Genomic DNA, 25,638 nt, shown 5'->3' on the forward strand with positions numbered 1-25,638 from the left:
GGGGGGAGAAGGTCCGCGGGCCGGACTCCTCGGCCGGTTCCGGGGCGGGCGACAACGGCGGGAACGTCCGGTGGGGCGTCTCCCGCGAGGGTGTGGGCCGAGGGGTCGTGATCCCCGGATCGTCGACGGGGGCCGGGACGTCCACCTCCGGCACCTCGGCGACGAGTTCCACCTCGGTGGGACGGACTCCCGTGCGGTAGGCGGTGGCCCACCCCAGCACCTCACGCACGTAGGACTCGGAGTGGTTGTAGCGGAACACCGCACGCGCCAGTTCCCGGCCGTCGTGGAGCCGCCCTCCTCCCGTGCAGAGGTAGCGCGCCGCGGCCAGGGCGGCGTCGTGCACGTTGTGCGGACTGCGTTTCCCGTCCCCGTTGCCGTCGGCGCCGAACCTCGCCCAGGTGGAGGGCAGGAACTGCATCGGCCCCACCGCGCGGTCCCAGACCGGGTCCCCGTCCAACCGGCCCGCGTCGCTGTCCGGTACCGCGGCCACCTCCGGGCCGCCGTCCAACCGGGGTCCCAGGATCGCGGTGGCGGTGGTCCCCCGTTCGTCCAACCGGACGGAGCGCGCGTGTCCCGACTCCACCCGACCGATCGCGGCCAGCACCGACCAGTGCAGCCCACAGGACGGGTGCGTCCCGGCGATCCGCCGGGACGCACCCCGGTAGGCCTTCACCAGGGGCTCGGGAACCCCGAACCGCCCCTCGGGCACCCGCACACCGTTCGTCGTGCGGGGATCGTCCAGGCTGGCGCTGTCCCGCAACAGCCGCACGCTCGGTTTCCGCTGCCGCGGCAGTTCCCCCGTCACCCCCGTGCCGGCCGGGGCCGCCGCCCGCTTCGGGGTGTTGGCCACGTCGTCCTCGCCCCACCACGCCTCCGTGACGGCGTTGGCACCTCCGACCACCACGAAGGGCACCAGCAGACCGAGCAGCACCAACAGCACCCCGCCCGGGGAAACACCACTTCCCCGCCGTCCGGGAAGGACCCGTCGCCACCGCGGCCCCTCCGGCCGTCGGGAAGACCGTTGCTCCCTCCACCACGGTGCTGACCCGTTCCGACGCGGCACGTTCTGCCTCCCCCACCGTTCGCCGAGGCACCCTCACCCCAGCGATTGCACACCATGCGCGTCCGCTCCGCTCGGTGATCACCCCACGGCAGCGACACCCACTCGGGGGGCTCGTGGGACCACATGCCGAAGACGCACCACTACTGTTCGGTAACAGATATGCCCTACCCTGCCGTCATGACGCTCATCGGAGACCCGGATCACACCACCGCCCCGGCGGAGACACACCATGTCCACAACCAGCCGCCCCCGTTGGAGGACTTCGACCCCCTGGACTGCGACCCCGCCCTCCGTGAGGCACTGGCCGCGCAGGGAGCCGCCGACCGGGTCGAGGCCCTGCGCCCGCTGGCCCGCCTGGCCGGTTCGGCCACTGCCAGGGAGCACGGTCGACTCGCCAACGAGAACCCACCGAAGCTGCGCAGTCACGACCGCTACGGCCACCGCGTGGACGAGGTCGAGTTCCACCCCTCCTGGCACTGGCTGATGGAGCAGGCGGTCTCCCACGGGCTGCACGCCTCCCCCTGGTCCCCGGAGGCTCCCCTCGGAGCCCACGTGGAACGCGCCGCCGGGTTCTACCTGTGGTCCCAGGCCGAGGCCGGACACGGCTGCCCCGTGTCGATGACCTTCGCCGCCGTTCCCGCCCTGCGCCACTCCCCCGAACTCGCCGCCCACTACGAACCCGGGCTGCGTTCCGGCGAGTACGACTTCGGGCTGCGCCGGGCCGAGGAGAAGTCCGGGCTGCTGGCCGGGATGTCCATGACCGAGAAGCAGGGCGGCTCCGACGTGCGCGCCAACAGCACCACCGCCGAACCGCTGGCGGACGGCAGCTACCGGATCGTGGGCCACAAGTGGTTCACCTCGGCACCGATGAACGACCTGTTCCTCACCCTCGCCCACACCCCGGAGGGACTGAGCTGCCTGCTGGTTCCCCGGGTGCTTCCGGACGGGAGCCGCAACGCGGTCCGCCTGCAACGACTCAAGGACAAGCTCGGCAACAGGTCCAACGCCTCGGCCGAGATCGAGTACACCGGCGCGCTCGGCTGGCTCCTCGGCGAGCCGGGCCGGGGTGTGCGGGCCATCATCGACATGGTCTCGATGACCCGGATGGACTGCGTGCTCGGTTCCGCGGCCGCCCTGAGGACCGCGCTCTCCGAGGCGAGCCACCACGCGGCGCACCGCTGCGCCTTCGGCGAACGGCTCGACCGGACTCCCCTGATGCGGTCGGTGCTGTCCGACCTCGCCCTGGAGTCCGAGGCGGCCACCGCCCTCGGGATGCGGCTGGCCGCCGCCGTCGACCGGGGTCACCGTGGCCGGCCCGAGGAAACGCAGCTGCTGCGCCTGCTGCTGCCCGCGACGAAGTACTACGTGTGCAAACGCACCCCCACCGCCGTGGGAGAGGCCCTGGAATGCCTCGGCGGCAACGGCTACGTCGAGGAGTCCGGAATGCCCCGGGTCTACCGGGAGGCACCGCTGATGTCCATCTGGGAGGGATCGGGCAACGTGACCGCCTTGGACACGCTGCGCGCCCTGCACAAACAGCCCGAGACCTCCCGGAGGCTGCTGGAGGAACTCTCCCCCGCACTCGGACGGGACGAACGCTACGACGAGGCCGTGCGCCTGCTCCGCGAGGAGCTGGCCGCGCCCCAGCCGGCCCGGGCCAGGCGGCTGGCCGAGCTGGTCACCCTCACCACGCAGGCCGCTCTGCTGCTGCGCGGCGCCCCGGAGGAGGTGTCCGAGGCGTTCCTGGCGACCAGGTTCGGCACCCCGGGCCTCACCCCGGGGTCGACGGGGGTCGGTTCGCGGCTCCTGCTGGACCGGGTCACCCCGGGCGCAGGAGCCTGACCATCCCTCCGGGTGCGGGCGGCCGGCCGCCGCACCCGGCGACCGGGATCACTCCGTTCCGAAGCGGAACAGTTCGGCCGCCTCCTCCGGCCAGCGCCGCGCGATGGTCTCCAGCGCCTCGTCCCCGAACGGGTTGACCCCCGGTCCCTTGGCCAGGGCGTGGGCCACGTGCACGTGCAGGCACTTGACCCTGCCGGGCATACCGCCCGCGCTCACCTCGGTGCCCAACGGTTCGAGCGCGTCCCGCTCGGCCAGGTAACTCCGGTGCGCGCGGCGGTAGCGCTCGGCCAGGTCCCCGTCGGTGGCCAACCGCTCGGTCATCTCCCGCATCACACCCTCGGACTCCAGGGTGGACACCAGGGTCACCAGCCGGGGAGAGGTCAGGTAGTACAGCGTCGGGAACGGTGTCCCGTCCGGAAGACGCGGGCTGGTGCGCACCACGGTGGGCTCACCGGAGGCGTCCCTGGTGACGACGTCCCGCAGCCCGCGGGGCGGACGCCCGAGTTGCCGGTGCACGACCTGCCGGTCGTGTTCGGTCGCGGTGGGCTCACCGGGCGGTTCCACACCCGACACGGTCACTTCCCCTCTCCTCCGGTCAACGTGTTCCAGAGCCGCTGGTACCACGGCCCGTCCTGCTCGGCGTCGTCCTGATCCGCCGTGTCCTCGGGGGGTTCCGACGGCAGGTCGACGATGTAGGGCGTCTCCCCCGGGCGGACGTAACCGAGCCGCTCCCGCGCCTCGATCTCCAGCCTGCGCGGGTCGGACAGCTCGGTCCTGCGTTCGGCGAGGCGGTGCACCTCGCTGGACAGCCGGTCCTCCTGGCTCCTCAGCTCGGCCAGCTCGTCCCGCTGGCCGAGATAGGTGCGCAACGGCACGGACACGCTCAGCGCCATGGCGCAGACCAGGATCGCCAACACCGCCGCCCGTCGGGTGGAGGAAAGTCTGAACGCACCACCGGTCCCGGCGGACGGCCGGGCCTTGCCGCCCGGTCGCCGCCGGGACGCGGTTCTGCCTCCCTGTTCCCCGCGCGGGCGCCGCTCACGCGTCGAGTCCGCGGGACGACGTGTGCTGCTCGTCCCGCCCCGCCGTCGATCACGTTCGCCGGCTCGCCCGGTGGGCATGGGTCACACCTCCGCAGTGAACCTGGGGAAGGCCAGTTCACCCGCGTAGCGGGCGGCGTCACCGAGGTTCTCCTCGATGCGCAGCAGCTGGTTGTACTTGGCCACGCGCTCGCTGCGGGCCGGGGCCCCGGTCTTGATCTGCCCACATCCGGTGGCCACGGCCAGGTCGGCGATGGTGGTGTCCTCGGTCTCCCCGGAGCGGTGGCTCATCATGCTGCGGTACCCGCAGGAGTTGGCCAGGTTCACCGCGTCGAGGGTCTCGGAGAGCGTGCCGATCTGGTTGACCTTGACCAGCAGCGCGTTGGCGACCCGACGGTTGATGCCCTCCTCCAGGCGTTCCGGGTTGGTGACGAACAGGTCGTCGCCGACCAGCTGCACCTTCTCCCCGATCTCGGAGGTCATCCGGGCCCAACCGTCCCAGTCGTCCTCGGACAGCGGGTCCTCGATGGACACCAGCGGGTAGGAGTCCAGCAGCTCGGAGTAGTAGCCGATCATCTGCTCGGCGCTGCGCTTGGAGCCCTCGAACTGGTAGACCCCGTCGGAGTGGAACTCGGTCGCGGCCACGTCCAGCGCCAGCGCCACGTCCCGCCCCAGGGTGTAACCGGCCTTCTCCACGGCGCTGCCGATCAGGTCCAGCGCCTGGCGGTTGTTCGGCAGGTCCGGGGCGAAACCGCCCTCGTCACCGAGGCCGGTGGCCATGCCCTTGCTCTTGAGCACCGACTTGAGCGCCTGGTACACCTCCGAGCCCCACCGCAGCGCCTCGGAGAACGAGTCGGCACCGATCGGGGCGATCATGAACTCCTGCATGTCCACGCCGGTGTCGGCGTGCGCGCCACCGTTGAGGATGTTCATCATCGGGACCGGAAGCACGTGCGCGTTCGGCCCGCCCACGTAGCGGAAGAGTTCGAGTTCGGTGGACTCCGCGGCCGCCTTGGCCACGGCCAGGGAAGCGCCGAGCATGGCGTTGGCCCCCAGCCTGGACTTGGTGGGGGTGCCGTCCAGGTCGACCAGCTTCTGGTCGACCACGCGCTGCTCGATCGCCTCCAGGCCGACCAGCTCCGGACCGATCTCGTCCAGCACCCCGGCCACGGCCCGCTCCACGCCCTTGCCGCCGTAGCGCTCGGCGACGCCGTCACGCAGTTCGACGGCCTCGTGTTCCCCGGTGGAGGCGCCCGAGGGCACGGCGGCGCGGGTCAGCGTTCCGTCGTCCAGGGCCACCTCGACTTCCACGGTGGGGGTGCCGCGCGAGTCCAGGATCTCGCGAGCGCCGACCTGCTCGATGATCGCCACTTGTGCTCCTAACAAGCCTTGTGTACTCAAGACGTTCGTTCCACCGCGACGTTCCCGCCGGTGTGTCACCGTCTGTTCCGGAGTCGCCGCGGACACGACGCCCGACGACCTTCTCCGAGCCTAACCGGGGGCTCGGCCCGCCCGCCGCAGGCTCGCGGTCGCGCTGCCCACACCCCGTTCCTCTTGACGGGAACGGTCCCTGGCGTGTGAGGCCACCCGGTCGCACCATGGTGAAGCAGCCGATCGGACCGTACTGTTGGTGTGGCCATGAGAACCGAAGGTACCGTGGAAGCCTTCCGCAGAGCGGAAAAGCTCGTGGCGCAACGGCGACCACTGGAAGCACTGCGCACGCTCGGACCGGTGCTCGACGAGGCCCCGGACAAGCCGAGCGTGCAACTGCTGGCCGGGCGGGCCTATCTGTTCTCGGCCCAGTTCCAGCGTGCCGAGCTGGCGTTCCTGCGGGTCATCGAGCTCGACCCGTCCGACCACTACGCGCGGCTGGTGCTCGGCCGCACCCTGCAACGCCAGGGCAGGCTCGACGAGGCACACACCCAGGTCCGACTGGCGGCCACCATGTACCCGGATCCCGCCTACCAGGAGGTGCTCGGCGAGATCAGGGCGCACATCGCCCGGCTGAACGACAGCGGCTGACGAACCGCTCCCGCGCGGACCGCCCGTTCACTGGCGCCGCTCGCCCGCCTCCGCATAGCTCTCGGCCAGGGCGAACACCTTCCTGGCGTAGGAGACCGAGTTATTGTAGGACAGGATCCCGTTCCACCAGCCCTCGCCCGTACGCATGTCCCGCCCGCCGGCGCACAGGTAACGGGCCGCCGCCATGGCGGCGTCGTCCAGGTTGTGCGGATCCCCCACCCCGTCGGCGTTGCCGTCGGTGCTCCACTTCGCCCACGTGGAGGGGATGAACTGCATCGGGCCGACGGCCCGGTCGTGCACCGGGTCCCCGTCCAGTGCCCCGTCGTCGGTGTCGGTGATGGCGCGGACGTCCTCGCTGCCGTCCAGCGGCACGCCGATGATCGGGCTGGAGGGCACCGCGTCGGCTCCCAGTCGACGCCCCCCGTAGCGACCGTGGTTCGACTCGACCCTGCCGATCCCGGCCAGGGTGGCCCAGTCGACGCGGCAGTCGGGCTGTCTGCGGCGCATGGCCAGATCGGCCCGGACGTAGGAGACCAGCGCCCGGGAGGGCACGTCGACCACGGCGGCCACCCGGTCGGCCCACTCCCGCACCGGATCCCCACCGTCGCCCCCCTGCTCTTCCGAGGTGGGCTCCGGCTGCGCCCCACCCGGCGCGTCGGCACCGGGACGCACGTCGGCCGGGGCTATCTCCCGTTCCGGAGGAGGGGCGGCCTGCGGGGCGGGAGCGGGCCGTCCCAGCGCCGAGACCAGCCCGACCCCCAGTCCCGTGCCCAACAGCACGGTCAGGGCGAGCGCACCGCGCCCGAGCACGGCCAGCACCGCCCGCACCGCACGGGGGAGTGCGCGCCTGGAGGAAGCGGAGTCGGTCACTGCAACAGACTAGGCGACCTGTCCAGAATCGCCGGAGGACGACCCGGAGAAGTGGACTCCCGAGGCGACCTGTCGCCTCCCCGGCCCGCCGCCGCGAGCGTCGGCGTCCCGCTACTCCACGCGGAGCAGTTCCCGGCTGCGTTTGCCGTAGTCGTCGGCGTGGTCGAGCACCTGTTGCAGGTAGTCGCCGCTGGCGTTGTAGCGCAGCACCGCGTCCCGGAACTGCCCCGCGCGGCGCAGATCCGTGTCCTCCGAACACAGGTAGTACCCGGCGGCGAGTGCCGCGTCGTCCATGTCGTCGGGATCGGCCACCCCGTCCCCGTCGGCGTCGCGTCCCCAGTCGCGCCAGGTGCCGGGGATGAACTGCAACGGTCCCACGGCGCGGTCGTAGGTCTCGTCGCCGTCCAGACGGCCGTCGTCGGTGTCCTCGATCAGCCGCACCCCCTCGCTGCCGTCCAGGGGGACCCCCCGGATCGGCGGATCGGGTCGGCCGGTCTCGTCCAGGTCGGCTCCCCCGTAGCGACCGTGTCCGGACTCCACGGCACCGATCCCGGCGAGCACGGACCAGCTCAGCCCACAGTCGGGACGGGAACGACGCAGGGCCAGCTCGGCGTAACCGTAGGCCTCCAACGCCGCCAGGGGGATGTTCAGTCGCTCGTTCATGGAACCGGCCCACTCGGACAGCCGGTCCTGCGGCCGACCGCTCCGTCCGAAGGCGGCGGTGCCCGGCAACACCTCCACCTCGGGAGGCTGCGCCCCCGCCTGGGGCGGTGCCGTGGCCGTGGGCAACACGCGCCTGCCGGACTCCTCGGGTTCGAGCACGGTGGCCAGCAACACGAGTACCGCGAACATCGTCAGACCGGCCACCAGACTCGTCGCGGGGCTGGCCGCCTTCCACCTACGTGGCACGCCCGGACCTCCCATCACCGTGTTCCAGTGTGCCCGCACCACGGTGCGCTCGTGGGGGTTTCGCTCGCTCCGTCCTCCGCCCACCACGGAACACCGAACACGGCCGGGCGAGGCGGCTGCTCCGGTGGTTCACCGCCGTGGCCAGTGTTCGTGCCACTGCTGGCCGGACAGCGCGGCGGGATCGAGTCCCGCGGCGCGGGCGTCGGTCTCGGCGGAGCGGATCCGTTCGTCGAAGTCCCGCGCCACCGCGCGCAGCGCGTCCTCGGGATCCGTGCCGTGTTCCGTGGCCTCGGCGGCGAGACGGAACAGTTCCCGCCCCACGTCCCCTCCCCGGGGGAACAGCTCGTTGGGCACACCGGCCCGGCGGGCGCGCTGGGCCAGTTTGGCGGCCAGTGCCACGGCGGGCTGGCCGAGCGCGACCCCGTCCACGGAGGACTCCCGCCGCTTCTCGACCTGCTTGAGCTCCTCCCAACGCGCGTGCTGCGACTCCGCGTCGTGGACCGTGCCGTCCCCGGCGAAGACGTGGGGGTGGCGGGAGACCAGCTTACTGACCAGTTCCGTGGCCACCGTGTCCACGTCGAACGGGTCCTCGGTGTCCTCGGCGGCCACTCTCGCGTGGAACAGCACCTGCAACAGCACGTCGCCCAGCTCCTCGCGCATCGCGGCGCGGTCCCCGCGTTCCAGGGCGTCCAGCAGCTCGTAGGTCTCCTCCACCAGGTAGGTGCGCAGCGACTCGTGGGTCTGCTCGGCGTCCCACGGGCAGCCACCCGGGGAACGCAGCCGGTCCATCACCGTCACCGCGTCGAGCAGTTCCACACCGGTGGGCGACTGGGCGCGTATCTCCGTGGCCCCTGCCTCCAACAGTGCCGCCGCCGGCGGGGAGGTCTCCTCCGCCGCGACCAGTACCACGGCCTCGCGCGCGGCCCGTTCCAGTAGCTCCCCGGGGTGCGGGGGTTCGAGCGCCTCCAGACCGCGACGGGTGGACTCGGCGAGCCCACGGTCGGCGTAGACCACGGAAGCCGCGCGTAACGCCGGGAACGCCCGGGCGGGCACCGCGTCCCCGAGCCGGTCGTCGACGAGAACCACGGTGCTCCCGGAGGCCGCCGGGTGATGCTGACGAGCGCCGTTCATGGGCTCGATTGTTCCACCACCGCATCGCGACCGGAGGCCACCGGCCCCGAAAGACCCCGGCGCCGCACGGGGACGGGCTCGCGCCGGTGGGGTCTCCGGCCCGCGGAACGTCTCAGACCGCGTCCGAACGCGGCGGGATCCGGAACCCCCGGGTCTGGTCCTCGTCCGGCGCGGTGTTCACTCCCACCGGGTCCCACACCCCGTAACGGGGACTGATCTCGACCCCCTCCCGCTGCGCGGTCAGCCCGAGCAGTTGCACTCCGAAACCCCGGGCGAGCTGCTCTCGGACCCGCCGGTCCGAGTCGGTGTCCTCACTGCGGACGTCGCGCTCGGTCACCCGGGCGACCATCCACCGCGTGGCGTCGCGTCCCGGCAGGCGGAAGGCCAGTGTGGTGCCGGGTTCGGCCGCGAACAGCGGGGTTCCCACTGCCAGCCGGGGGTTGCGGGCGGCGCGCAGCGTCCGTCCCGTCGCCGCCGAGACGCCGGAGGAGCTGTCCTGCTCGACCAGTTCCTTCGCCCGTTCCGGGCCACGGGCCATGAGTTCCGCCTTGCGCCGGGCGTCGGCTCTGGTGGTGGCGCTGGTGTAGTCGAAACGCACCGAGGCTCCGGGCAGCGTGCTGCTTCCGAGTTTGCGCATCAGCAGCAGCGAGCGGCCCACCGAGCGGGCCTGGTCGGTGGCGAAGATCGTGCCTCGCATCGCCTCCTTCGGGCCGCCCTGGTCGTTGATCCACTCGGTCACTTCCTCGTCGGTGACCCGCAGGTTCCTGCGTCGGGCGGCGCGTTCGGCCAGTTCCTGGCGCACGGTGAAACCGGCTATCCGGCTGGCCAGCTCGTCGGTGCGTTGTTCGTTCTCGAGCTGCTGACGCATCCGGGGTCTGCTGCGCAGCACGGTGTCGAAACGTTCCTCCACCGTGTCCAGTGGGATGGCGTGATCGCCGACTATCGCCGCCGAACCCATCCGGGTCGGCTGGGAACCGCACCCTGCCAGCAGCGCGGCGGCGAGCAACGCGACGATCAACCGTGGGCGAACGATGACGGATCTCACACGATCACTTTCTCACGAGCACCCCGCCGCTGTCCGTAAGCCCACTGTGATCGCGACGGAGCACACTCCGTGTGGTTTCCCGGGATGCGACCGTGTCCGCGACTGACCGGCCTTGGCACTCCGGCTCATCGCTTCCCCACAGCGGGTGGCCGATTTTGCCTAAAATTGGCCGGCGGGTACCAGCACGTTGACCGCCCGGGGGACGCACTCGGCGGTCAGCGGCAGCCGTTGCAGTGGCTCGCCGTCGGCGTAGGCGGTCACGCCGGGCGTCGACACCGACACCCGCCGAGCCCGCACCGTGGTCACCTGCGGGTACTCCACGTGTCTGCCGTCGTAGACGGTGGGCAGCACCCGCACCAGTCTCCGCGCGGCCACCGGGCCGATCACGGTGACGTCGAACCACCCGTCCGTCCAGGACGCACCGGGACAGATCCGCATCCCGCCGCCGTAGCTGGTGCCGTTGCCGACCGCCACCAACACCGCGCTGGTGTGCCACGTCCGCCCGTCCAGTTCGAGGGTGTAGTCCAGCGGGCGCAGTCTGGCCAGTTCGACGAGCACGGCCAGGTTGTAGCGCCACGTCCCGCGTGGCCAGGACATGCGGTTGGTGCGTTCGTTGACCCTGGCGTCGAACCCGCCGGCCAGCACGGTGCCGAACCAGTGCTCCCCGCAGCGTCCGGCGTCGATCGCGATGGTACCGCCCGTCAGCACCACCCGTGCGGCGGTTTCCGGGTCGCTGCCGTGCACTCCCATCATCCGCGCGTAGTCGTTGCCGGTGCCCGCCGGGACCAGCCCGATCGGGGTGGAGGTGCCCACGGCGGCCCGCAGGGCGAGGTTCATGACGCCGTCGCCGCCGCAGACGACCAAGGCGTCCGTCCCGTCGGCCACGGCGCGCTCAGCCAGCCGCAGCGCGTGCGCGGCGTCGGTGCCCACCAGTTCGGTGACGGAGGCCCCGTCCCGACGCAGCCGTTCGGCCGCACGGTGGCCCGCCTGACGGGCCCGCCCCCTGCCGGAGGTCGGGTTGACGAGTAGGGCGATGTCGCGCACCGGCTGCTCCCTGCGGGTTTCGACGAACGGACGAGCGGGGTCACCTCCGCGGAGGGATCAGCTTCCCCGGGTTGAGCACTCCCTCGGGGTCCACGACGGACTTGACGGCGCGCAGCACGTCGAGGCCGAGCTCGCCGACCTCCTCGTGCATCCAGTCGCGGTGGTCGGAGCCGACCGCGTGGTGGTGGGTGATGGTGGCACCGACCGAGACGATCGCCTCGCAGGCGGCGCGCTTGGCCTGCCGCCACTGCGCGAGGGGGTCCTCCGTCCGCGCGCACGCCACGGTGAAGTACAGCGACGCGCCGGTCGGGTAGACGTGCGAGACGTGGCACATGACCAACGGTGACGTGCCCTGGCGGCTCAACGAGTCGGTGAGCGCGTTCAGCACCGCCCGGTAGGTTCTGTCCAGGTTGGACCACGTTGTCGCGGTTTCCAGGGTCTCGGCGAAGGCGTTGACGTCCAGCAGCGCGTCCCGCAGGTACGGGGCGTGGAACCGCCCCCGGTCCCAGGACAGCGCCGCCTCGGGTCCCAACGGGGTCCCGCCCGCCGCCCGCAGCAGCGCGGACGCCTCGGCGTGGCGGGCCTCGACGTGCTCGGCGGTGCCCTCGTAGGTGGTCACGGCCAGGCAGCCCCCGGAGGGGGCGTGTTCACCCACCTCGGCGGTGGCCAGGTTCAGCCCGGTCTCGGTCTCGTCGGACAGCCGGGCCACGGTGGGAAGCGCTCCGGTCCGCGCCAACGTCCGCAGGGCCGCCGCCCCCGTGGCGAAGTCGGGGAAGGACCACGCCTCGTGCCGCGTCTCCTCCGGAACGGGGTGGATCCGTACGGTCACCTCGGTGACCACTCCGAACGCCCCTTCGGAGCCGAGGAAGAGCTGTCGCAGGTCCGGACCCGCCGCCGAGGCGGGCGCCCGCCCCGGCTGGAGCGTGCCGCGCGGGGTCGCCACCCGCAGGTCCAGCACCATGTCGTCGAACCGTCCGTAGCCCGCCGAGGCCTGTCCGGAGGACCTGGTGGCGGCGAAGCCGCCGATGGTGGCGTACTCGAAGCTCTGCGGGAAGTGTCCCAGGGTGAAACCGCGCTCCCGCAGCAGCCGCTCGGCCTCCGGGCCGCGCAGCCCCGCCTGCAGGGTGGCGGTACCGGACTCGGTGTCCAGGTCGAGCAGCCGGTCCAGCCGGGCGAGATCGAGGGCCACCACCACGGGCGAGGTCGAGCGGTCCGGGTTCACCCCGCCGACCACGCTGGTGCCGCCCCCGAAGGCGACCACCGTGATCCGTTCCCGCGCGCAGGTCCGCAGCACCCGCTCGACCTCCTCGTGCGTGCCGGGCCGCACGACCGCGTCCGGGGCCTCGTCCGCCTCCCCGGCCCGACGACGGAGCAGGTCGGGGGTGCTCTTGCCGCCGGTGTGCAGCAGCCGCGCGTGCTCGTCGGTGTGCAGGTGCCGCGTCCCGACAATCTCCGCCAACGCGGACGCGGCCTCCTCGGCAAGCGCGGACTCGCGGACCCGCACCCGCTCCCTGGGGACGGGGGGAGTGTCGCGGCGTGGCACCCCGAGGGCGTCGGTGAGCAGCGCGCGCAGGTGCTCCGGGAGCGGTTCGGCGTCCTCGGCCGTCCCCCACGCGTGCCACATCGGTTCCGGGGTGCGGTGCTGCGGTTCCGTCATGCGCTACAGTTTTACACATGGCGTCAAGTCGTAACGATGCGGCCATTCTGGACGCCGCGCGCGAGTGCGTCCTCGCGATCGGACTCCGCCGCGCGACGCTGACCGAGGTGGCCCGCCGCGCGGGGGTGAGCCGCCCGACCGTCTACCGCCGCTGGCCCGACATGCGTGCCCTCACCGCCGACCTGCTCACCAGGGAGCTGCGCGCGCTGCTGCCCGACCCCGGCGAACGGCCGCACAACACCCGCGAGTACGGCGTCGACGGGATCGTCGACACCCTCGCCACGGTGCGCGAACACCCGCTGCTGGTGAAGATCCTGGAGACCGACCCGGAACTGCTGACCACCTACACCTTCGACCGGCTCGGCACCAGCCAGCGCGAGATCCTGGACGTCTTCGAAACGGTCCTCCGCCGAGGCCAGCGGGACGGTTCGGTCGCCGAGGGAGACCCCGCCGAGATGGCGGCGACGATCCTGCTCGTGGTCCAGTCCGCGGCGCTGTCCTGGCGCGTGGTGTCCGACCGGCTGCCCGCATCCCGCCTGGACGAGCACCTGCGGACCATGCTCGACGGCTACCTGCGCCCCCGCCCCGGCACGAGCTCGTCCGGCGGGACGTGACCCGCCGCACCCCGCCCTTCCGGTGGGAGAACGGAAACACCCCGACAAGGAGCCGACCATGCGCGAGACCTCACTGAACGCCGCCCGCAGGAGCCGGGAACTGTCCGAACTGGCCGAGGACGACCGGGTGGACCTGCTGGTGATCGGGGGTGGAGTGACCGGCGCCGGAGTCGCACTCGACGCGGCCAGCCGGGGGCTGTCGGTGGTGCTGGCCGAGAAGCACGACCTGGCGTTCGGCACCAGCCGTTGGAGCTCCAAACTCGTGCACGGTGGGCTGCGCTACCTGGCCTCCGGCCACGTCGGCCTCGCCCACGAGAGCGCTGTGGAACGCGGCGTCCTGCTGCGCAGGACCGCACCGCACCTGACGCGTCCGCTTCCCCAGCTCGTGCCGCTGCTGCCCGGCACGGACGCACCCAGGGCCGCGCTGGTGCGGGCCGGGTTCCTGGCCGGGGACGTGCTCCGTCTGGCGGCGCGAACCGGTTCGACGTGTCTGCCGCGCTCCCGGCGGATCGGCACGGCCGAAACGCTGCGCATGGCACCGCCGGTGCGGCACGAGGGGTTGCGGGGCGGGCTGCTGGCCTGGGACGGGCAGCTCGTCGACGACGCCAGGCTGGTCACCGCGATCGCGCGCACGGCCGCCGGCCACGGGGCCAGGGTGCTCACCCGCTGCGCGGCCGAGCGTGTGCACGGTCGAGGAGCCGTGCTGCACGACCGCATCGGCGGGCGGAGGGTACCCGTGCGGGCCCGGGCGGTGGTCAACGCGACCGGTGTGTGGGCCGACGAGATCGCCCCCGATCTCACGCTGCGGCCCAGTCGGGGGACGCACCTGGTGGTCTCGGCCGACTCGCTGCCCGGGCTCGACGCGGCGCTGACGGTGCCGGTTCCGGGAACGACCAACCGTTTCGTCTTCGCACTGCCCGCCGACAACGGGAGAATCCACATCGGACTGACCGACGAGGAGGAGCCCGGCTCCGTGCCGGACGTGCCCGAAGCGGCGACGCACGAGGTGGACTTCCTGCTGGAGACGATCAACACCGCGCTGACCGAACCGCTGCGTGCCGCCGACGTGCTCGCCACCTACTCGGGCCTGCGTCCCCTGCTGAGCGACCGGGACGGCAGCAGCGCCGACCTGTCCCGCAACCACGCGGTGCTCACCGGACGGAACGGCGTGGTCAGCGTGGTCGGCGGCAAGCTGACCACCTACCGCCGCATGGCCGAGGACGCCGTGGACGAGGCTGTCCGGGCCTCCGGGATGGACGCCGGGCCGTGCCGCACCGCTCGGCTGCCGCTGGTGGGGGCCGCCGACCGGGCCCGACTGTCCCGGGTGAACGCACCACGCGGGCTCGTGGCGCGCCACGGCACCGAGGCCCCCCTGGTGCTCGACCAGGCCGAGGGGAATCCGGCGGACACGGAACCGGTCACGGAGGGCACCGACGTCACCCTCGCGGAGCTGCTCTTCGCCGTCCGGCACGAGGGAGCGCTGGACACCGACGACCTGCTCGACCGCCGGACCCGCCTCGGCGTGGTGGCCCGCGACCGCGAGGCCGCGCTGCCCGCCGCACGAGAGGCGTTGCGCCGGGGCTGAAGGTGGCCGGGGCCGGACCGAAGGGGTTCCGGCAACCGAGGAACCACCTCACCGCGAGAAGCTGCTCCACACGGTGTGCTGTCCACCGACGGTGTCGGAGGCGGACGGGGAGTCGAACCGCTGACGTACCTCGGCGGCCACTTCGGTGTTGCCGGAGGCCTCGATCAGTCTGGCGAACCGGTTGGCGGTCAGATCGCGCGTGGGATTCCCTCGATGGAGACCGAGCTTGTCCAACAGCACCCCCACCTGGTCGACGGCCGTGTAGGTGCCGTAGACGAGTTTGCGGTAGATCCCCACCAGTACCAGTACCAGCAACGGAACGATCACCCAGGCGGGCCACCGGAGCAGCAGGCCCAGCACGAGCGGGAGGACGAAGGCGATCGCCAGCCCTGCGAACAGAATTCGGTTTTCCTTGCTCACGGTCTCGTCTCCTCGGCGTTCGGCACCAGGGTGTAGTCGGTGCGGTCGAGTCCCTGGCGCTCGTCGATCAGGTGGGTGAGGCGCTCGGCCACACGGGGATCGCCCCCGGCCGTCCGACTCCAGTCCCGCGCCATCACGTGCAGCGCACCGAGAGCACGGGGCTCGTACTCGGGCGCCTCGGCGAGCAGACGCAGCAGAAGATCCGGGTTCCGCGACCGTCCGACCGCTGTCAACCACCTGTCGACGAGCCACCGGGCAGACTCCGCCCGGTGGGTCATCACGGTGCGCAGCCCCAACACCAGCTCGGACCACACGACGGGTTCGGCGGCCAACGGTTTCGTCGTTCCGGTGTCCTCGGTCAGCCGCGTCGGGTCGAGCACGTCGACGAACAAGTCCAGATCTATTTCCCACCACTGTGCGTTCCGGAACTTGGTGGCGAACCTGGCGATCACGCGGCGCGACATGTCACGGTCCTCCGCCAGTGTCCGCAGAGCCTGTCGGGCGCTCGGCTCGACGGGCTCGCCTTCCCGGCGGGCACGCTGGTGCAGCCGCACGATGGCCTGATCCGGAAAGCTCGGCGCGATCACCTCGGTGCACACGTGCACGATCAGCTGGCCCACCTGTTGGGGAAGGTTCTCGTACCGCGCCCAGAGGTAGACGAGCCGTCGGAACGAGGCCGCGTGTTCCTCGTCGCGGAGTCCGGCCACGAGTGCCTGCTCCGCGAACCGAATCCAGTACCCGGAGTAGAGCTGCTGTTCGAGATTGCTCCACCGGGCTATCCGCTGGGCCACGTCGAGCACGCATCCGGTGCGCAACGCGTGGTCGAGAAAACGTGCCACCGCCCGTTGCCGATCCCGATGGGTGAAGCTCTCCGAACAGATCGCCTCCTCGATCCACGTGCAGAAGGAGGACCGCAGGTCCGGATAGTTCTCCCAGAAGTGGGAACGCACCGCCCTGTCATAGGCGAAGGAGGTGAAACCGACGCGCTGGCCGTGGTCGAGAACGCGGACACCGAGATCCTTGAGCTGGGCGCGGTGGCCGCGCTGCTCCAGACGCGGCTCCTCCCGGCCGGTCAGATCCAACCGCTCCAGGAGTTTCTGCGCGGCGAAGAAGACGGCGTCGGGGGAAGCATCGTGGCACATGGCGGCGGCGAACAGCACCGCTCGCTGCCGCGCCTCAGGAAAGTTCTCCACCTGCTTGGCGGCTTCCTCCCGACGCTCCGTGACCGCCACCAGCGCCTCGTGCAGCCATGCGGACACCGACCAACCAGGATTGTCCCGCATGACTCGCCGGACCAGCTCCGTCAGTTCGGCGATCTCGCGGAGTGGGCCTTCCAGATACCGCGCCAGCTCCGGGGACAATTCATCCTGATCGGACAGTTCGATCCCTGCCGCCGCCAAGTGCCGCCGTAGTACCAAGTACTCCGAAGGCCGGTCGATCTCGACCATGTACCCCGCCAGCTCTTCGCTCGCCCAGTCCTGGCGGCCGTACGGCAACACGATCGCCAGGTAGGCGTCCCGCTCGTCGAGAACGGCACGAAGCGCCGGCAGCTCACGGCGCCGGGCGAGCAATGTGTCCGAGCTGCTGTGGCTCAGGTCCAGTAGGAGTCGTTGTCCCGGCTTGACTCGTTCGGGGAACAGCCTGCTTTTCGGAAAAGCCGCTTCCTCGGCAAACTCCGCGAAGGAACTGGCTTCGTCGGACAGTTCGTGCAGCAGCATCTTCGCCGCGCTGCGGCGACCACTGCCGACCTCACCGTGCAGCAGCACCGTTCGTGTCTCGTTCAGCCGATCCCGTGCCAGCCCGAAGCGCTGCGGCGGCACGAAACGACTATTGAGCCACCCCAGGTCATTGTGCGGGATCATTCCGCTGGAACGCAGGTACTCGGTGGTCTCCCGCAGAAGGTTCATGACCACGGTCGGCCCGGAGTACAGATCCCCGGAGCCGGTGTGCACGTTCCCGTAGACCCCGTCGATGTCGGTTTCGGTGTCGCTCACTTCTCACGCTCGCGTTCGCTCGTCCCACCGACGTTCTGGTTGATCCCGCCGTGCACCGACCCGTTCACGTGGTTGGCCCCGTCACCGTGGCTGGTGGTGTTGTACTGGGGGCCGCCCCCGGTTTGCACGTGTCCGTTGACGGTGCCAATGTTCGTCGAGTTGTTCTCACGGACGTCGCGCGCCTGCAGCACCTGCCCGGCGGTGGTGTTGTTCACCGAGTTGCGGACCTGCGAGCGCTCGGGTTCCTGCCGGGCGGTGCGGTCCTCCAGCCCGGGGACGAGCTCGGCGAGGACACGGGCGATCTCGTCGAGATCGCGGCCGGCGCTTCCGCTGTCGTAGCGCAACGACTGGCAGTCCGCCAGCGGTGCCAGGGCCGGGGGCAGGTCGGTCGCGGACAGCCGGGACAGGGTTCGCCCACACAGAACCGGGATGACCCGCGCCCCCGACTCCAGGGCGTTGAGGATCTCGGTGCGGGTCCAGTCGTCCTCTCTGTCCAGCCGCAACCGACCCTGCTCGTCGCGCATGGTAAGCCACCGGTCGCCGATGAGCACCAGCAGCACCCGAGCACCGCCGGAGGCCCGCGTCAACGCCTCCCGGAAGTTGTCGCCGGGCAGGATCGACTTGCTGGCACGGAACACCTTCTCGTCACCGAAACGGTGGGACAGTTCCCGTTCGAGGGCGACGGCCGCGTCGTGGCAGTCGCCGTTCCGATAGTTGACGAAGATCTCGGCCACCGAGTTCTCCTTTCAGCACACGGGGTTCGTTCGCCTCACAGGCGAGCTCGTAACGACTGGGTCAGGCGTGGAGTCAGTTCCTTCACCGCGGGGTTGTCGCGGAACCGGACGAGGGTGTGGCGTAACCGCCGCAGATCGGTGGTGACGGTGGCGGACTCGATCGCGTCGACGGTGTCGAGGATCCGCTCGGTGAGGGCGCAGGCGTGCTCGACGTTGCCTTCCGCCGCGTGGGCGAGGGCACGACGAACGCCGTAACGGGCCCGGGAACGGGAGGCGCGCACCGGCACCCGCTGGATCTCCCGGTCCAGCACCGGAATCGCCTCACCGGGACGTCCCAGGTCGTGCAGGCACCATCCGGTCACCATGGCGACGGGGTCGGCCAGGTTCGTGCTGCCCAGGGCCAGCGCCGTGTCGGAGGAGGCGACCTCGTAGGCCTCGCGGGCGTGGTCCAGGACCCGCATGCAGGAGTCGTAGTCGCCCGCCAGCGCGTGCCCCTGGGCCTCCCGTTGCAGGGCCAGGGCGCGGATCCTGGGCGGAATCCGGCCGTCGCGGGCCTGCTGGGCCAGTTCGACCGTCCGTCGCGCGTCGTTGCGGTAGAGGGCGAACAGCGCACGGCGTACCCGCGTGTAGTTCACCAGGTCGTGCTCCCCGGCGGCCTCGGCCATGTCCGCGGCGCGTTCGGTCCACCGGAGCGCGGTCCGTTCCTCTCCGGCTTCCTGGGCCATCCACCCGGTGTACTCGGCGTAGCGGGAGCCCAGAACCAGGATCTCGTCGCGGTTGCGGGCGGTGGCGTTGTCGGCCAGTTCTCCCAGGGTGTGCGTGTGCGCCACGAGAGCGGGCAGGACCACGGCGTGATTGGCCGTCTGCCCCAGTTCCCGGAACTGGCCGAACATGCTCCAGAAGGTCTCCAGCGACCTCTCCTCCATCGCCGAAGCGCTCCCCAGAAACGTCGCCGGGGAGACCGCCGACATCGCCCCGACGGTCAACAGGCCGCGACGGTTCACCGTCGGCCACCGACTCGTGTCGTCCCGATCAGATCCCATGAGCCACACCTCACCGTCTTCCTCCGAGCGTGGTGCTCCGGACGGGGGCAGCGGAACCAACTCGCTCAGCGTTCCACCGGCTCCGAGTTTGCTGTCGCAGACTCGCGCGAGTTCCGGTGACGGCCGTTTGTGTCCGGTTTCGACCTTGCTGAGATATCCCTTGCTGTAGTGCACCAGTTCGGACAGCTTGTCCAGGGAGATCCCGGCGGAGATACGCACCCGTCGAAGCTCCGTGCCGAACAGTCTGCCTTGTTCACTCACATTTGCCTCCGGGTTTCCCGTTGCCCGACGAGAAGGGAGACGGGAAACCGTTGTTCCCGATTTCCGCGAACGAACACGCTGTGGTGGCACGCGAGGAAATCGCGGCCGAAAGGGATGTCCCCGCCCACCGGACGGAACGCTAGGAGACAGCACGATCGTGAACGAAACGATTCACCGAGCATCACCCGATGAGAGCAGTGCGGACGACCGAGGTGTCCTTTCTTCGGCTGTTCGTGTGGTGTGCCCGGGAGAACGCGGATGATCCCGGTACGTGGTTACACCAGGAGAGACGGGACCAGGGTGCGTCCGCACACCCGTTCGGCACCGAGTTCGGGCGGCGGCCCTCCGGTTCCGCTGGGACTTCTCGTGGTCGGTGCCCTCTCGCTGGGAGCACTCGCGCTCGGTGGGAGCGCGTTCGAGGACTCACCGGAGGACGCCGGGCGGAGGACATGGCAACACGGGGGTTTGACCTTCACCACCGTGGACTCCGACAGTTCCTCCTCCTGCGCGGATCACGCCTACGGACGAGTCGCGGAGTTCTTCGCCGAGCACCCCTGCGAGAAACTGCGCCGCACGCTGCTGACCGTTTCCGACGGGGGCGGTGGCACCGTGGTCGTCGCCGTGTCCCGGACGACCATGCCGACGGTGGAGTCCGCGGTGGAGCTGCGGGAGCTGGTGGACACCCAGGGAACCGGCAACCTGGACGAGCTCTCGCGTGACTCGCTCACACACTCGGGCGTGGAGTTCGACGGCAGGCACTACGCCTCGACACGGCGGGAAACCACGGTGACCGTCTCCGAGGCCGCCCCCCGTTCGGCTCGCGCGGAACCCTCCCGGAACACGCTGGAGAAGGCCGCCCGGACCGCGTTGCTGCACCCCGGCCCGTGAGCCCGGTCGGGCGGTTCCCGTGCGGGCCGGACGCCGGGAAGTGCCGGGCACGTGTTTACGCAGGGAAAAGCCCCCCCCCGGGGGGGGGCTGCGCCGAGACTTCGGACCACGGGACGGGACACAGCTGTTTCAGCGTTGCGACCTCGGGACGGCGCGGGTAGGGCGACCGTCGGAAGATCCAACGGGCTCGTACCGTGATCCGGTGTCCACACCCAACGGACAACCGCCTCCTAGGTGGCCGGTTCGGGACTGCCCGCCAACGAGGTCACCAGACCCGAGCACCAGTCGAGCAGGGCCTCGTCCCGCAGCGGCGGAGCACCGATGCGACCACCGGCGGCCCCCTCGGTGGGACGCGGAACCGACACGGTCCGCATGGTGGACTTGTACACCGCCTTCGGGTACAGCCGCTTCATCCGGATCTGGGCCGACTCGGGCAGTTCCAGCGGGGCGAAGCGCACCGAGGAGCCCTGGAGGGTCACCTCGGTGATCCCGTGCGCCCGGCACACCTGCCGGAAGGCGGTCACCTTCAGCAGCCGCTCCACCGGTTCGGGCAGGGGGCCGTAGCGGTCGGTCAGCTCGCCGCGCACCGCCTCCAGGTCCTTCTCGTCGGCGGAGGCGGCGATCTTGCGGTAGGCCTCCAGCCGCAGACGCTCGCCCGGCACGTAGTCGTGCGGGATGTGCGCGTCCACCGGCAGGTCCACCCGCACGTCGGTGAGTTCCTCCTCCTCGGAGTCGAGGCCGCCGTCCTCGCGGTAGGCCTGCACGGCCTCCCCCACCAGGCGCATGTACAGGTCGAAGCCGACCCCGGCGATGTGCCCGGACTGCTCGGCGCCGAGGATGTTGCCCGCGCCGCGGATCTCCAGGTCCTTCATCGCCACGGCCATCCCCGCGCCCAGCTCGGAGTTCTGCGCGATGGTGGCCAGCCGGTCGTGGGCCGTGTCGGTCAACGGTTTGTCCGGCGGGTACAGGAAGTAGGCGTAACCCCGCTCCCGGGCACGGCCGACCCTGCCGCGCAGCTGGTGCAGCTGGGCCAGCCCGAGGGTGTCCGAGCGGTCCACGATCAGCGTGTTGGCGTTCGAGATGTCCAGGCCGGTCTCCACGATCGTGGTGCACACCAGCACGTCGTACTCGCGTTCCCAGAAACCCTGGATGATCTTTTCCAGCCGGTCCTCGTTCATCTGCCCGTGGGCGGTGACGATCCGCGCCTCCGGGACCAGTTCGCGCAGGTGACGCGCCGTCTTCTCGATGTCGTGCACCCGGTTGTGCACGAAGAAGACCTGCCCGTCGCGCAGCAGCTCCCGCCGCACGGCGGCGGCGACCTGCTTCTCGTCGTAGACCCCCACGTAGGTCAGCACCGGGTGCCGCTCCTCCGGCGGGGTGAGGATCGTGGACATCTCGCGGATCCCGGCCATGCTCATCTCCAGGGTCCGCGGGATGGGCGTGGCCGACATCGTGAGCACGTCGACGTGGGTGCGCAGCTGCTTGATGTGTTCCTTGTGCTCCACACCGAAGCGCTGCTCCTCGTCGACCACGACCATGCCCAGGTCCTTGTACCGCACCCCCGACTGCAGCAGTCGGTGCGTACCGATGACGATATCCACCTCCCCGGAGGCGAGCCCGTTGACGGTCTGCTCGGCCTCGTGGGGGTCGGTGAACCGGGACAGTCCCCGGATCGTCACCGGGAAGGAGTGCATCCGTTCGGTGAAGGTGTTCAGGTGCTGCTGGGCCAGCAGCGTGGTGGGCACCAGCACCGCCACCTGCTTGCCGTCCTGCACGGCCTTGAAGGCGGCGCGGACCGCGATCTCGGTCTTGCCGTAGCCGACGTCGCCGCAGATGACCCGGTCCATCGGCACCGAGTTCTGCATGTCGGCCTTGACCTCCTCGATGGCGGCGAGCTGGTCACCGGTCTCGGTGTAGGGGAAGGCGTCCTCCAGCTCGCGCTGCCAGGGGGAGTCGGGACCGAAGGCGTGTCCGGGGGAGGCCTGCCGGGCGGCGTAGAGCTGGACGAGTTCGGAGGCGATCTCCTTGACCGCCTTGCGCGCCTTGGCCTTGGTGTTCTTCCAGTCGGTGCCGCCGAGCTTGTTCAGCGTGGGGGTCTCCCCGCCGACGTAGCGCGAGACCTCGTCCAGCTGGTCGGTCGGCACGAACAGCCGGTCCCCGGACTGGCCGCGCTTGCTGGAGGCGTACTCCAGCACCAGGTACTCCCGTGTGGCGCCGCCGACGGTGCGCTGCACCATCTCGACGTACTTGCCGATGCCGTGCTGCTCGTGCACCACGTAGTCCCCGGCCTTCAGCGCCAGGGGGTCGACCGACCGGCGGCGCCGCGAGGGCATCCGGCGCATGTCCCCGGTGGAGGTGCCGCCCCGTCCGCCCGTCAGGTCGGTCTCGGTGAGCAGCACCAGTCCCACGTCCGGGGCGGAGAGGCCGTCCTCCAGGTTCGCCCGCACCACCGTGACCACGCCCGGTTCGGGCTCGGCGGTCAGGCCCTCCTCCACGTACTTGGCGGGCAGCTCCGCCTCGCGCAGCTGCTGCACCGCGCGCTGGGCGGTGCCGCCGCCGGGAACCACCAGCAGCGTGACACCACCCCCGGCGGTGTGGGTCCGCAGGTCCTCGAAGGCGCGTCGCACGTCGCCGCGGTAGCGTTCGCTCTCCCGCAGGCCCAGCCGCAGCACCCCGTCGGCGTCGCCGTCCTCCTCACCGCTGCTGAACTGGCTCAGCGTCCACCACGGCAGCCCCAGTTCCCGCGTGTGGTCGGCCACCTCGGCCAGTCCCCGGTAGGCCGAGTCCCCGAGATCGACCGGGGCCGATCCCCCTTCGGCGGCCACCATCCAGGAGGCCTCCAGGAACTCCTCACCGGTGCGCACCAGGTCGGCGGCCCGCGCCCGGATCTTCTCCGGGTCGCTGAGCAGCACGTGTGTCCCCTCGGGGACCAGCTCGGTCAACAGCCGCATCCTGCCCGCGCACAGCGCGGGGATGAGCGCCTCCATCCCCTCGACGGGTATTCCCGAGGCGAGACTGTTCAGCATCTCCCCCAACTGGGCGTCGCCGGAGTGGTTCGCGGCGAGCTCGGCGGCCCGGGCGCGGACCTCCTCGGTGAGCAGGAGCTCCCGGCAGGGCGGGGCGTTGAGTTCCGCCGAGGACTCGGAACCGGTGGCCTCACCCAGGGAACGCTGGTCGGCCACCGAGAAGGGGCGGATTTCGGTGACCTCGTCGCCGAAGAACTCCAGGCGCAGCGGGTGCTCCTCGGTCGGGGGGAACACGTCGACGATGCCGCCGCGCACGGCGAACTCGCCGCGTTTCTCGACCATGTCGACCCGGTTGTAGGCGAGCCCGGCCAACCGCTCGACGAGTTCCTCGAAGTCGTGCTCCTCGCCGACCGCCAGCCGCACGGGAACCAGTTCGCCGAGGTCGGGGGCCAGCGGCTGGATCAGGCTGCGCACAGTGGTGATCAGCACCCGGACCGGTCCGTGCGGGTGCTGCTCCGGGTGGGCGAGCCTGCGCAGCACCGCCAGGCGCCGCCCGACGGTGTCCGCCCGGGGGGAGAGCTTCTCGTGCGGGAGGGTCTCCCAGGAGGGCATCATCTCGACCCCTTCCGGGCCGAGCAGGGCCGAGACGGCGGCGGCCGCCTCGTCGGCCTCCCTACCGGTGGCCGTCACCAGCAGCACCGGACGGTTCTCGCCTCCCCAGTACTCCCCGGCGGCGAGGGCCGTGGCCACGAACGGACGGGCGGCCGCGGGCCCTTCCAGCGCGAGCCGGCCGGTGTCGACGGATGAAGCGACACGCCCCAACGCGGGATCACGGGACAGGGTCTCGAGCAGTCCCGCCAGGGGACCAGCCTGGGTCATGAACAACCTCGCACCGCGACGGAGGGAAACGTCGACGTCCCGCGGGCAGTGGCCGCGCCGCGAAAACGACCTCGTGTCGCCGGGCGCGCGGAGCCGACTGGCGGGCACCCCCTCCAGAGTACGACTCTGCCCGCCGTCGACTCGCACGCCCCGAGCGCGAGGGGGCGGGCGGCTGGTGCGGAGGGACCCGTCGCGCGGACCACGCAAGGTGGCCCCCACCTCACGGTCGCGTCGTGTGTCGCTGTTCACGGGGGTGCACAGTTGCCCGCCCTCCGCGACACCCCTACTGTTACCCGCCAGTAACTTATGTGGTCCTCCGAGAGGAGCCGTCGATGAACATGCTGCTGCGTCTGCTGCTGGTCGTGCTCAAAAGCACGTTCCGGCCCCGGGTGGACCCGCTCGGCCCCTGCACCACGAACCTCCGGGTCTCGCCCACCGACCTCGACCTGCTCGGACACATGAACAACGGGGTCTACTTCTCGGTCTTCGACCTGGGCCGGATCGACCTCATGCTGCGTTCGGGCCTGCTGCGTCTGATGCGCTCCCGGGGCTGGCACGCGGTGGTCACCAACGAAACCGGGTCCTTCCGCCGCCCGCTGCGCCCCTTCCGCGCGTTCACCCTGCGCACGCGGATCCTCGGCTGGGACGAACAGCACTTCTACCTGGAGCACCGGGTCACCAGCGAGGGCAGGTCGACCACCACGGCCGTGATCCAGCTGCGTTTCCTCGCCCGCGACGGGGAGAGGATCACCCCCGAACGGATAGTGGGGCTGCTGCCCGGCCCCGTGCGACGTCCCGAGCTTCCCCCGTGGGTCCTGGAATGGAGCAAGGCCAGCTACGAGCACCGTTCGGCCGAACCCGCCCCACGGGACTCCGAGGGCTGAAGTCGCCACCTGCTACCGGGTGCGCAGCCTCGGCCGGTGTTCCAGATGGGACAGACCGTTCCAGGCCAGGTTCACCAGGTGGGCGGCGACCTCGTCCTTGTCCGGTCGCCTGGCCTCCAACCACCACTGCCCGGTGAGCGCGACCATCCCCACCAGCGCCTGGCTGTACAGCGGGGCCAGCTCCGTGTCGTAGCCGCGGGAACCGAACTGCAACCCGAAGATGTGCTCGACCTGGCTGGCTATGTCGTTCAGCAGGCCGGAGAAGGTGCCGGTGGCGCTGGCCACGGGCGAGTCCCGCACCAGGATCCGGAAACCGTCGGTGGAGGTGTCGATGTAGTCCAGCAGCGCCCGCGCGGCCTGCTCCAGCAGCTCCCGGGGGTGACCGGCGGAGAGTGCCGAGACGACCGAGTCCAGCAGTGTCTGCATCTCGCGGTCGACCACCACCGCGTAGATGCCCTCCTTGCCGCCGAAGTGCTCGTAGACCACCGGCTTGGACACCTCGGCGCGGTGGGCGATCTCCTCGATCGAGGCCCCGTCGAAGCCCTTCTCGGCAAACAGCGCCCGGGCCACCTCCAACAGCTGCCCGCGCCGTTCCTTGCCGCTCATCCGGACCCGGGCGGCGCCACGGGCACCGACCTCACCCCGGGGGGCGTTGTCCCTGCCCCGGTCACCTCGGCGTGCCACCACGAGCCACCACCCTATCGTCGCCGGCACGGCCCCTCCGGCCCCCGCGCACGCGTCCCGTTC

22 protein-coding genes are annotated in these 25,638 nt (G+C 71.0%); 6 read left to right on the top strand and 16 right to left on the bottom strand.

Annotated features, from left to right (window positions below):
• The coding region (locus tag CEP50_RS17850; RefSeq protein ID WP_219905546.1) for a lytic transglycosylase domain-containing protein at window positions 1–931 on the bottom strand (931 nt) is incomplete at its 3' end.
• Between the two features lie 309 nt (window positions 932–1,240).
• Between CEP50_RS17850 and CEP50_RS17855 the strand changes: the two genes are divergently transcribed.
• On the top strand, window positions 1,241–2,905 hold the full coding sequence (locus tag CEP50_RS17855) for an isovaleryl-CoA dehydrogenase (protein ID WP_258175391.1): 1,665 nt from the start codon (window positions 1,241–1,243) through the stop codon (window positions 2,903–2,905).
• A gap of 48 nt (window positions 2,906–2,953) precedes the next feature.
• Here the strand turns inward: CEP50_RS17855 and CEP50_RS17860 are convergent, their stop codons facing one another.
• The 3 genes from CEP50_RS17860 to eno are packed head-to-tail and all read right to left on the bottom strand — an operon-like array spanning window position 2,954 to window position 5,316.
• Window positions 2,954–3,484 (bottom strand): DUF501 domain-containing protein, encoded by a 531-nt coding sequence (locus CEP50_RS17860; protein WP_106115092.1) that lies wholly within the window; start codon window positions 3,482–3,484, stop codon window positions 2,954–2,956.
• Entirely contained in the window at window positions 3,481–4,026 is a 546-nt protein-coding gene (locus CEP50_RS17865; protein WP_106115093.1) for an FtsB family cell division protein, read from the bottom strand. Before CEP50_RS17865 ends, CEP50_RS17860 begins: the two co-directional genes overlap by 4 nt.
• 3 nt (window positions 4,027–4,029) lie before the next feature.
• Complete coding sequence (gene eno, locus CEP50_RS17870; protein ID WP_019853054.1) at window positions 4,030–5,316, bottom strand: phosphopyruvate hydratase; 1,287 nt, start codon at window positions 5,314–5,316, stop codon at window positions 4,030–4,032.
• Window positions 5,317–5,583: 267 nt separating this feature from the next.
• Between eno and CEP50_RS17875 the strand changes: the two genes are divergently transcribed.
• Window positions 5,584–5,967 carry a tetratricopeptide repeat protein gene (locus CEP50_RS17875; RefSeq protein ID WP_106115094.1) on the top strand — a complete coding sequence of 128 codons (384 nt, stop codon included), beginning with the start codon at window positions 5,584–5,586 and terminating at the stop codon, window positions 5,965–5,967.
• A gap of 27 nt (window positions 5,968–5,994) precedes the next feature.
• Here the strand turns inward: CEP50_RS17875 and CEP50_RS17880 are convergent, their stop codons facing one another.
• The 6 genes from CEP50_RS17880 to CEP50_RS17905 form a co-directional block, all read right to left on the bottom strand.
• Entirely contained in the window at window positions 5,995–6,837 is an 843-nt protein-coding gene (locus CEP50_RS17880) for a lytic transglycosylase domain-containing protein (RefSeq protein ID WP_106115095.1), read from the bottom strand.
• Between the two features lie 111 nt (window positions 6,838–6,948).
• Entirely contained in the window at window positions 6,949–7,761 is an 813-nt protein-coding gene (locus CEP50_RS17885) for a lytic transglycosylase domain-containing protein (protein ID WP_181188442.1), read from the bottom strand.
• A gap of 114 nt (window positions 7,762–7,875) precedes the next feature.
• Window positions 7,876–8,877, bottom strand: a complete 1,002-nt coding sequence (locus tag CEP50_RS17890) for a MazG family protein (RefSeq protein ID WP_106115096.1) — start codon at window positions 8,875–8,877, stop codon at window positions 7,876–7,878.
• A gap of 112 nt (window positions 8,878–8,989) precedes the next feature.
• A complete protein-coding gene (locus CEP50_RS17895) occupies window positions 8,990–9,922 on the bottom strand; it encodes a SurA N-terminal domain-containing protein (RefSeq protein ID WP_258175393.1) in 933 nt (310 codons plus the stop codon).
• Window positions 9,923–10,081: 159 nt separating this feature from the next.
• A complete protein-coding gene (locus CEP50_RS17900) occupies window positions 10,082–10,966 on the bottom strand; it encodes a diacylglycerol kinase (protein ID WP_106115097.1) in 885 nt (294 codons plus the stop codon).
• 40 nt (window positions 10,967–11,006) lie between these two features.
• Window positions 11,007–12,623, bottom strand: coding sequence for an FAD-binding oxidoreductase (locus CEP50_RS17905; RefSeq protein ID WP_106115098.1), 1,617 nt, complete (start codon window positions 12,621–12,623; stop codon window positions 11,007–11,009).
• 17 nt (window positions 12,624–12,640) lie between these two features.
• Between CEP50_RS17905 and CEP50_RS17910 the strand changes: the two genes are divergently transcribed.
• Together CEP50_RS17910 and CEP50_RS17915 are read left to right on the top strand one after the other, a co-directional pair.
• Window positions 12,641–13,237 (top strand): TetR/AcrR family transcriptional regulator, encoded by a 597-nt coding sequence (locus tag CEP50_RS17910; RefSeq protein ID WP_106115099.1) that lies wholly within the window; start codon window positions 12,641–12,643, stop codon window positions 13,235–13,237.
• A gap of 58 nt (window positions 13,238–13,295) precedes the next feature.
• Window positions 13,296–14,822, top strand: a complete 1,527-nt coding sequence (locus CEP50_RS17915; RefSeq protein ID WP_106115110.1) for a glycerol-3-phosphate dehydrogenase/oxidase — start codon at window positions 13,296–13,298, stop codon at window positions 14,820–14,822.
• Window positions 14,823–14,870: 48 nt separating this feature from the next.
• On the opposite strand, the gene CEP50_RS17920 is transcribed toward CEP50_RS17915, so the two are convergent.
• The 4 genes from CEP50_RS17920 to CEP50_RS17935 are packed head-to-tail and all read right to left on the bottom strand — an operon-like array spanning window position 14,871 to window position 19,274.
• Complete coding sequence (locus CEP50_RS17920) at window positions 14,871–15,242, bottom strand: hypothetical protein (protein WP_106115100.1); 372 nt, start codon at window positions 15,240–15,242, stop codon at window positions 14,871–14,873.
• Complete coding sequence (locus CEP50_RS17925; protein ID WP_106115101.1) at window positions 15,239–17,236, bottom strand: hypothetical protein; 1,998 nt, start codon at window positions 17,234–17,236, stop codon at window positions 15,239–15,241. The genes CEP50_RS17920 and CEP50_RS17925 overlap by 4 nt, the downstream gene beginning before the upstream one ends.
• Window positions 17,233–17,970 (bottom strand): toll/interleukin-1 receptor domain-containing protein, encoded by a 738-nt coding sequence (locus tag CEP50_RS17930; protein WP_106115102.1) that lies wholly within the window; start codon window positions 17,968–17,970, stop codon window positions 17,233–17,235. Before CEP50_RS17930 ends, CEP50_RS17925 begins: the two co-directional genes overlap by 4 nt.
• Window positions 17,971–18,005: 35 nt before the next feature.
• Window positions 18,006–19,274, bottom strand: coding sequence for a helix-turn-helix domain-containing protein (locus CEP50_RS17935; protein WP_106115103.1), 1,269 nt, complete (start codon window positions 19,272–19,274; stop codon window positions 18,006–18,008).
• A 258-nt stretch (window positions 19,275–19,532) separates the two neighbouring features.
• On the opposite strand from CEP50_RS17935, the gene CEP50_RS17940 reads away from it, so the two are divergent.
• The gene (locus CEP50_RS17940) at window positions 19,533–20,162 is read left to right on the top strand and encodes a hypothetical protein (RefSeq protein WP_106115104.1); all 630 of its coding nucleotides are present in this window, start codon (window positions 19,533–19,535) and stop codon (window positions 20,160–20,162) included.
• Between the two features lie 230 nt (window positions 20,163–20,392).
• On the opposite strand, the gene mfd is transcribed toward CEP50_RS17940, so the two are convergent.
• Complete coding sequence (mfd, locus tag CEP50_RS17945; protein WP_106115105.1) at window positions 20,393–24,007, bottom strand: transcription-repair coupling factor; 3,615 nt, start codon at window positions 24,005–24,007, stop codon at window positions 20,393–20,395.
• Window positions 24,008–24,339: 332 nt separating this feature from the next.
• On the opposite strand from mfd, the gene CEP50_RS17950 reads away from it, so the two are divergent.
• Window positions 24,340–24,891, top strand: coding sequence for a thioesterase family protein (locus CEP50_RS17950; protein ID WP_106115106.1), 552 nt, complete (start codon window positions 24,340–24,342; stop codon window positions 24,889–24,891).
• A 12-nt stretch (window positions 24,892–24,903) separates the two neighbouring features.
• On the opposite strand, the gene CEP50_RS17955 is transcribed toward CEP50_RS17950, so the two are convergent.
• Window positions 24,904–25,497: a TetR/AcrR family transcriptional regulator gene (locus tag CEP50_RS17955; RefSeq protein WP_026448785.1), complete on the bottom strand. Its 594-nt coding sequence runs from the start codon at window positions 25,495–25,497 to the stop codon at window positions 24,904–24,906.
• Window positions 25,498–25,638: the final 141 nt, after the last annotated feature.

The sequence above is a fragment of the Actinopolyspora mortivallis genome (assembly GCF_003001495.1).
GTDB lineage: Bacteria > Actinomycetota > Actinomycetes > Mycobacteriales > Pseudonocardiaceae > Actinopolyspora > Actinopolyspora mortivallis_A.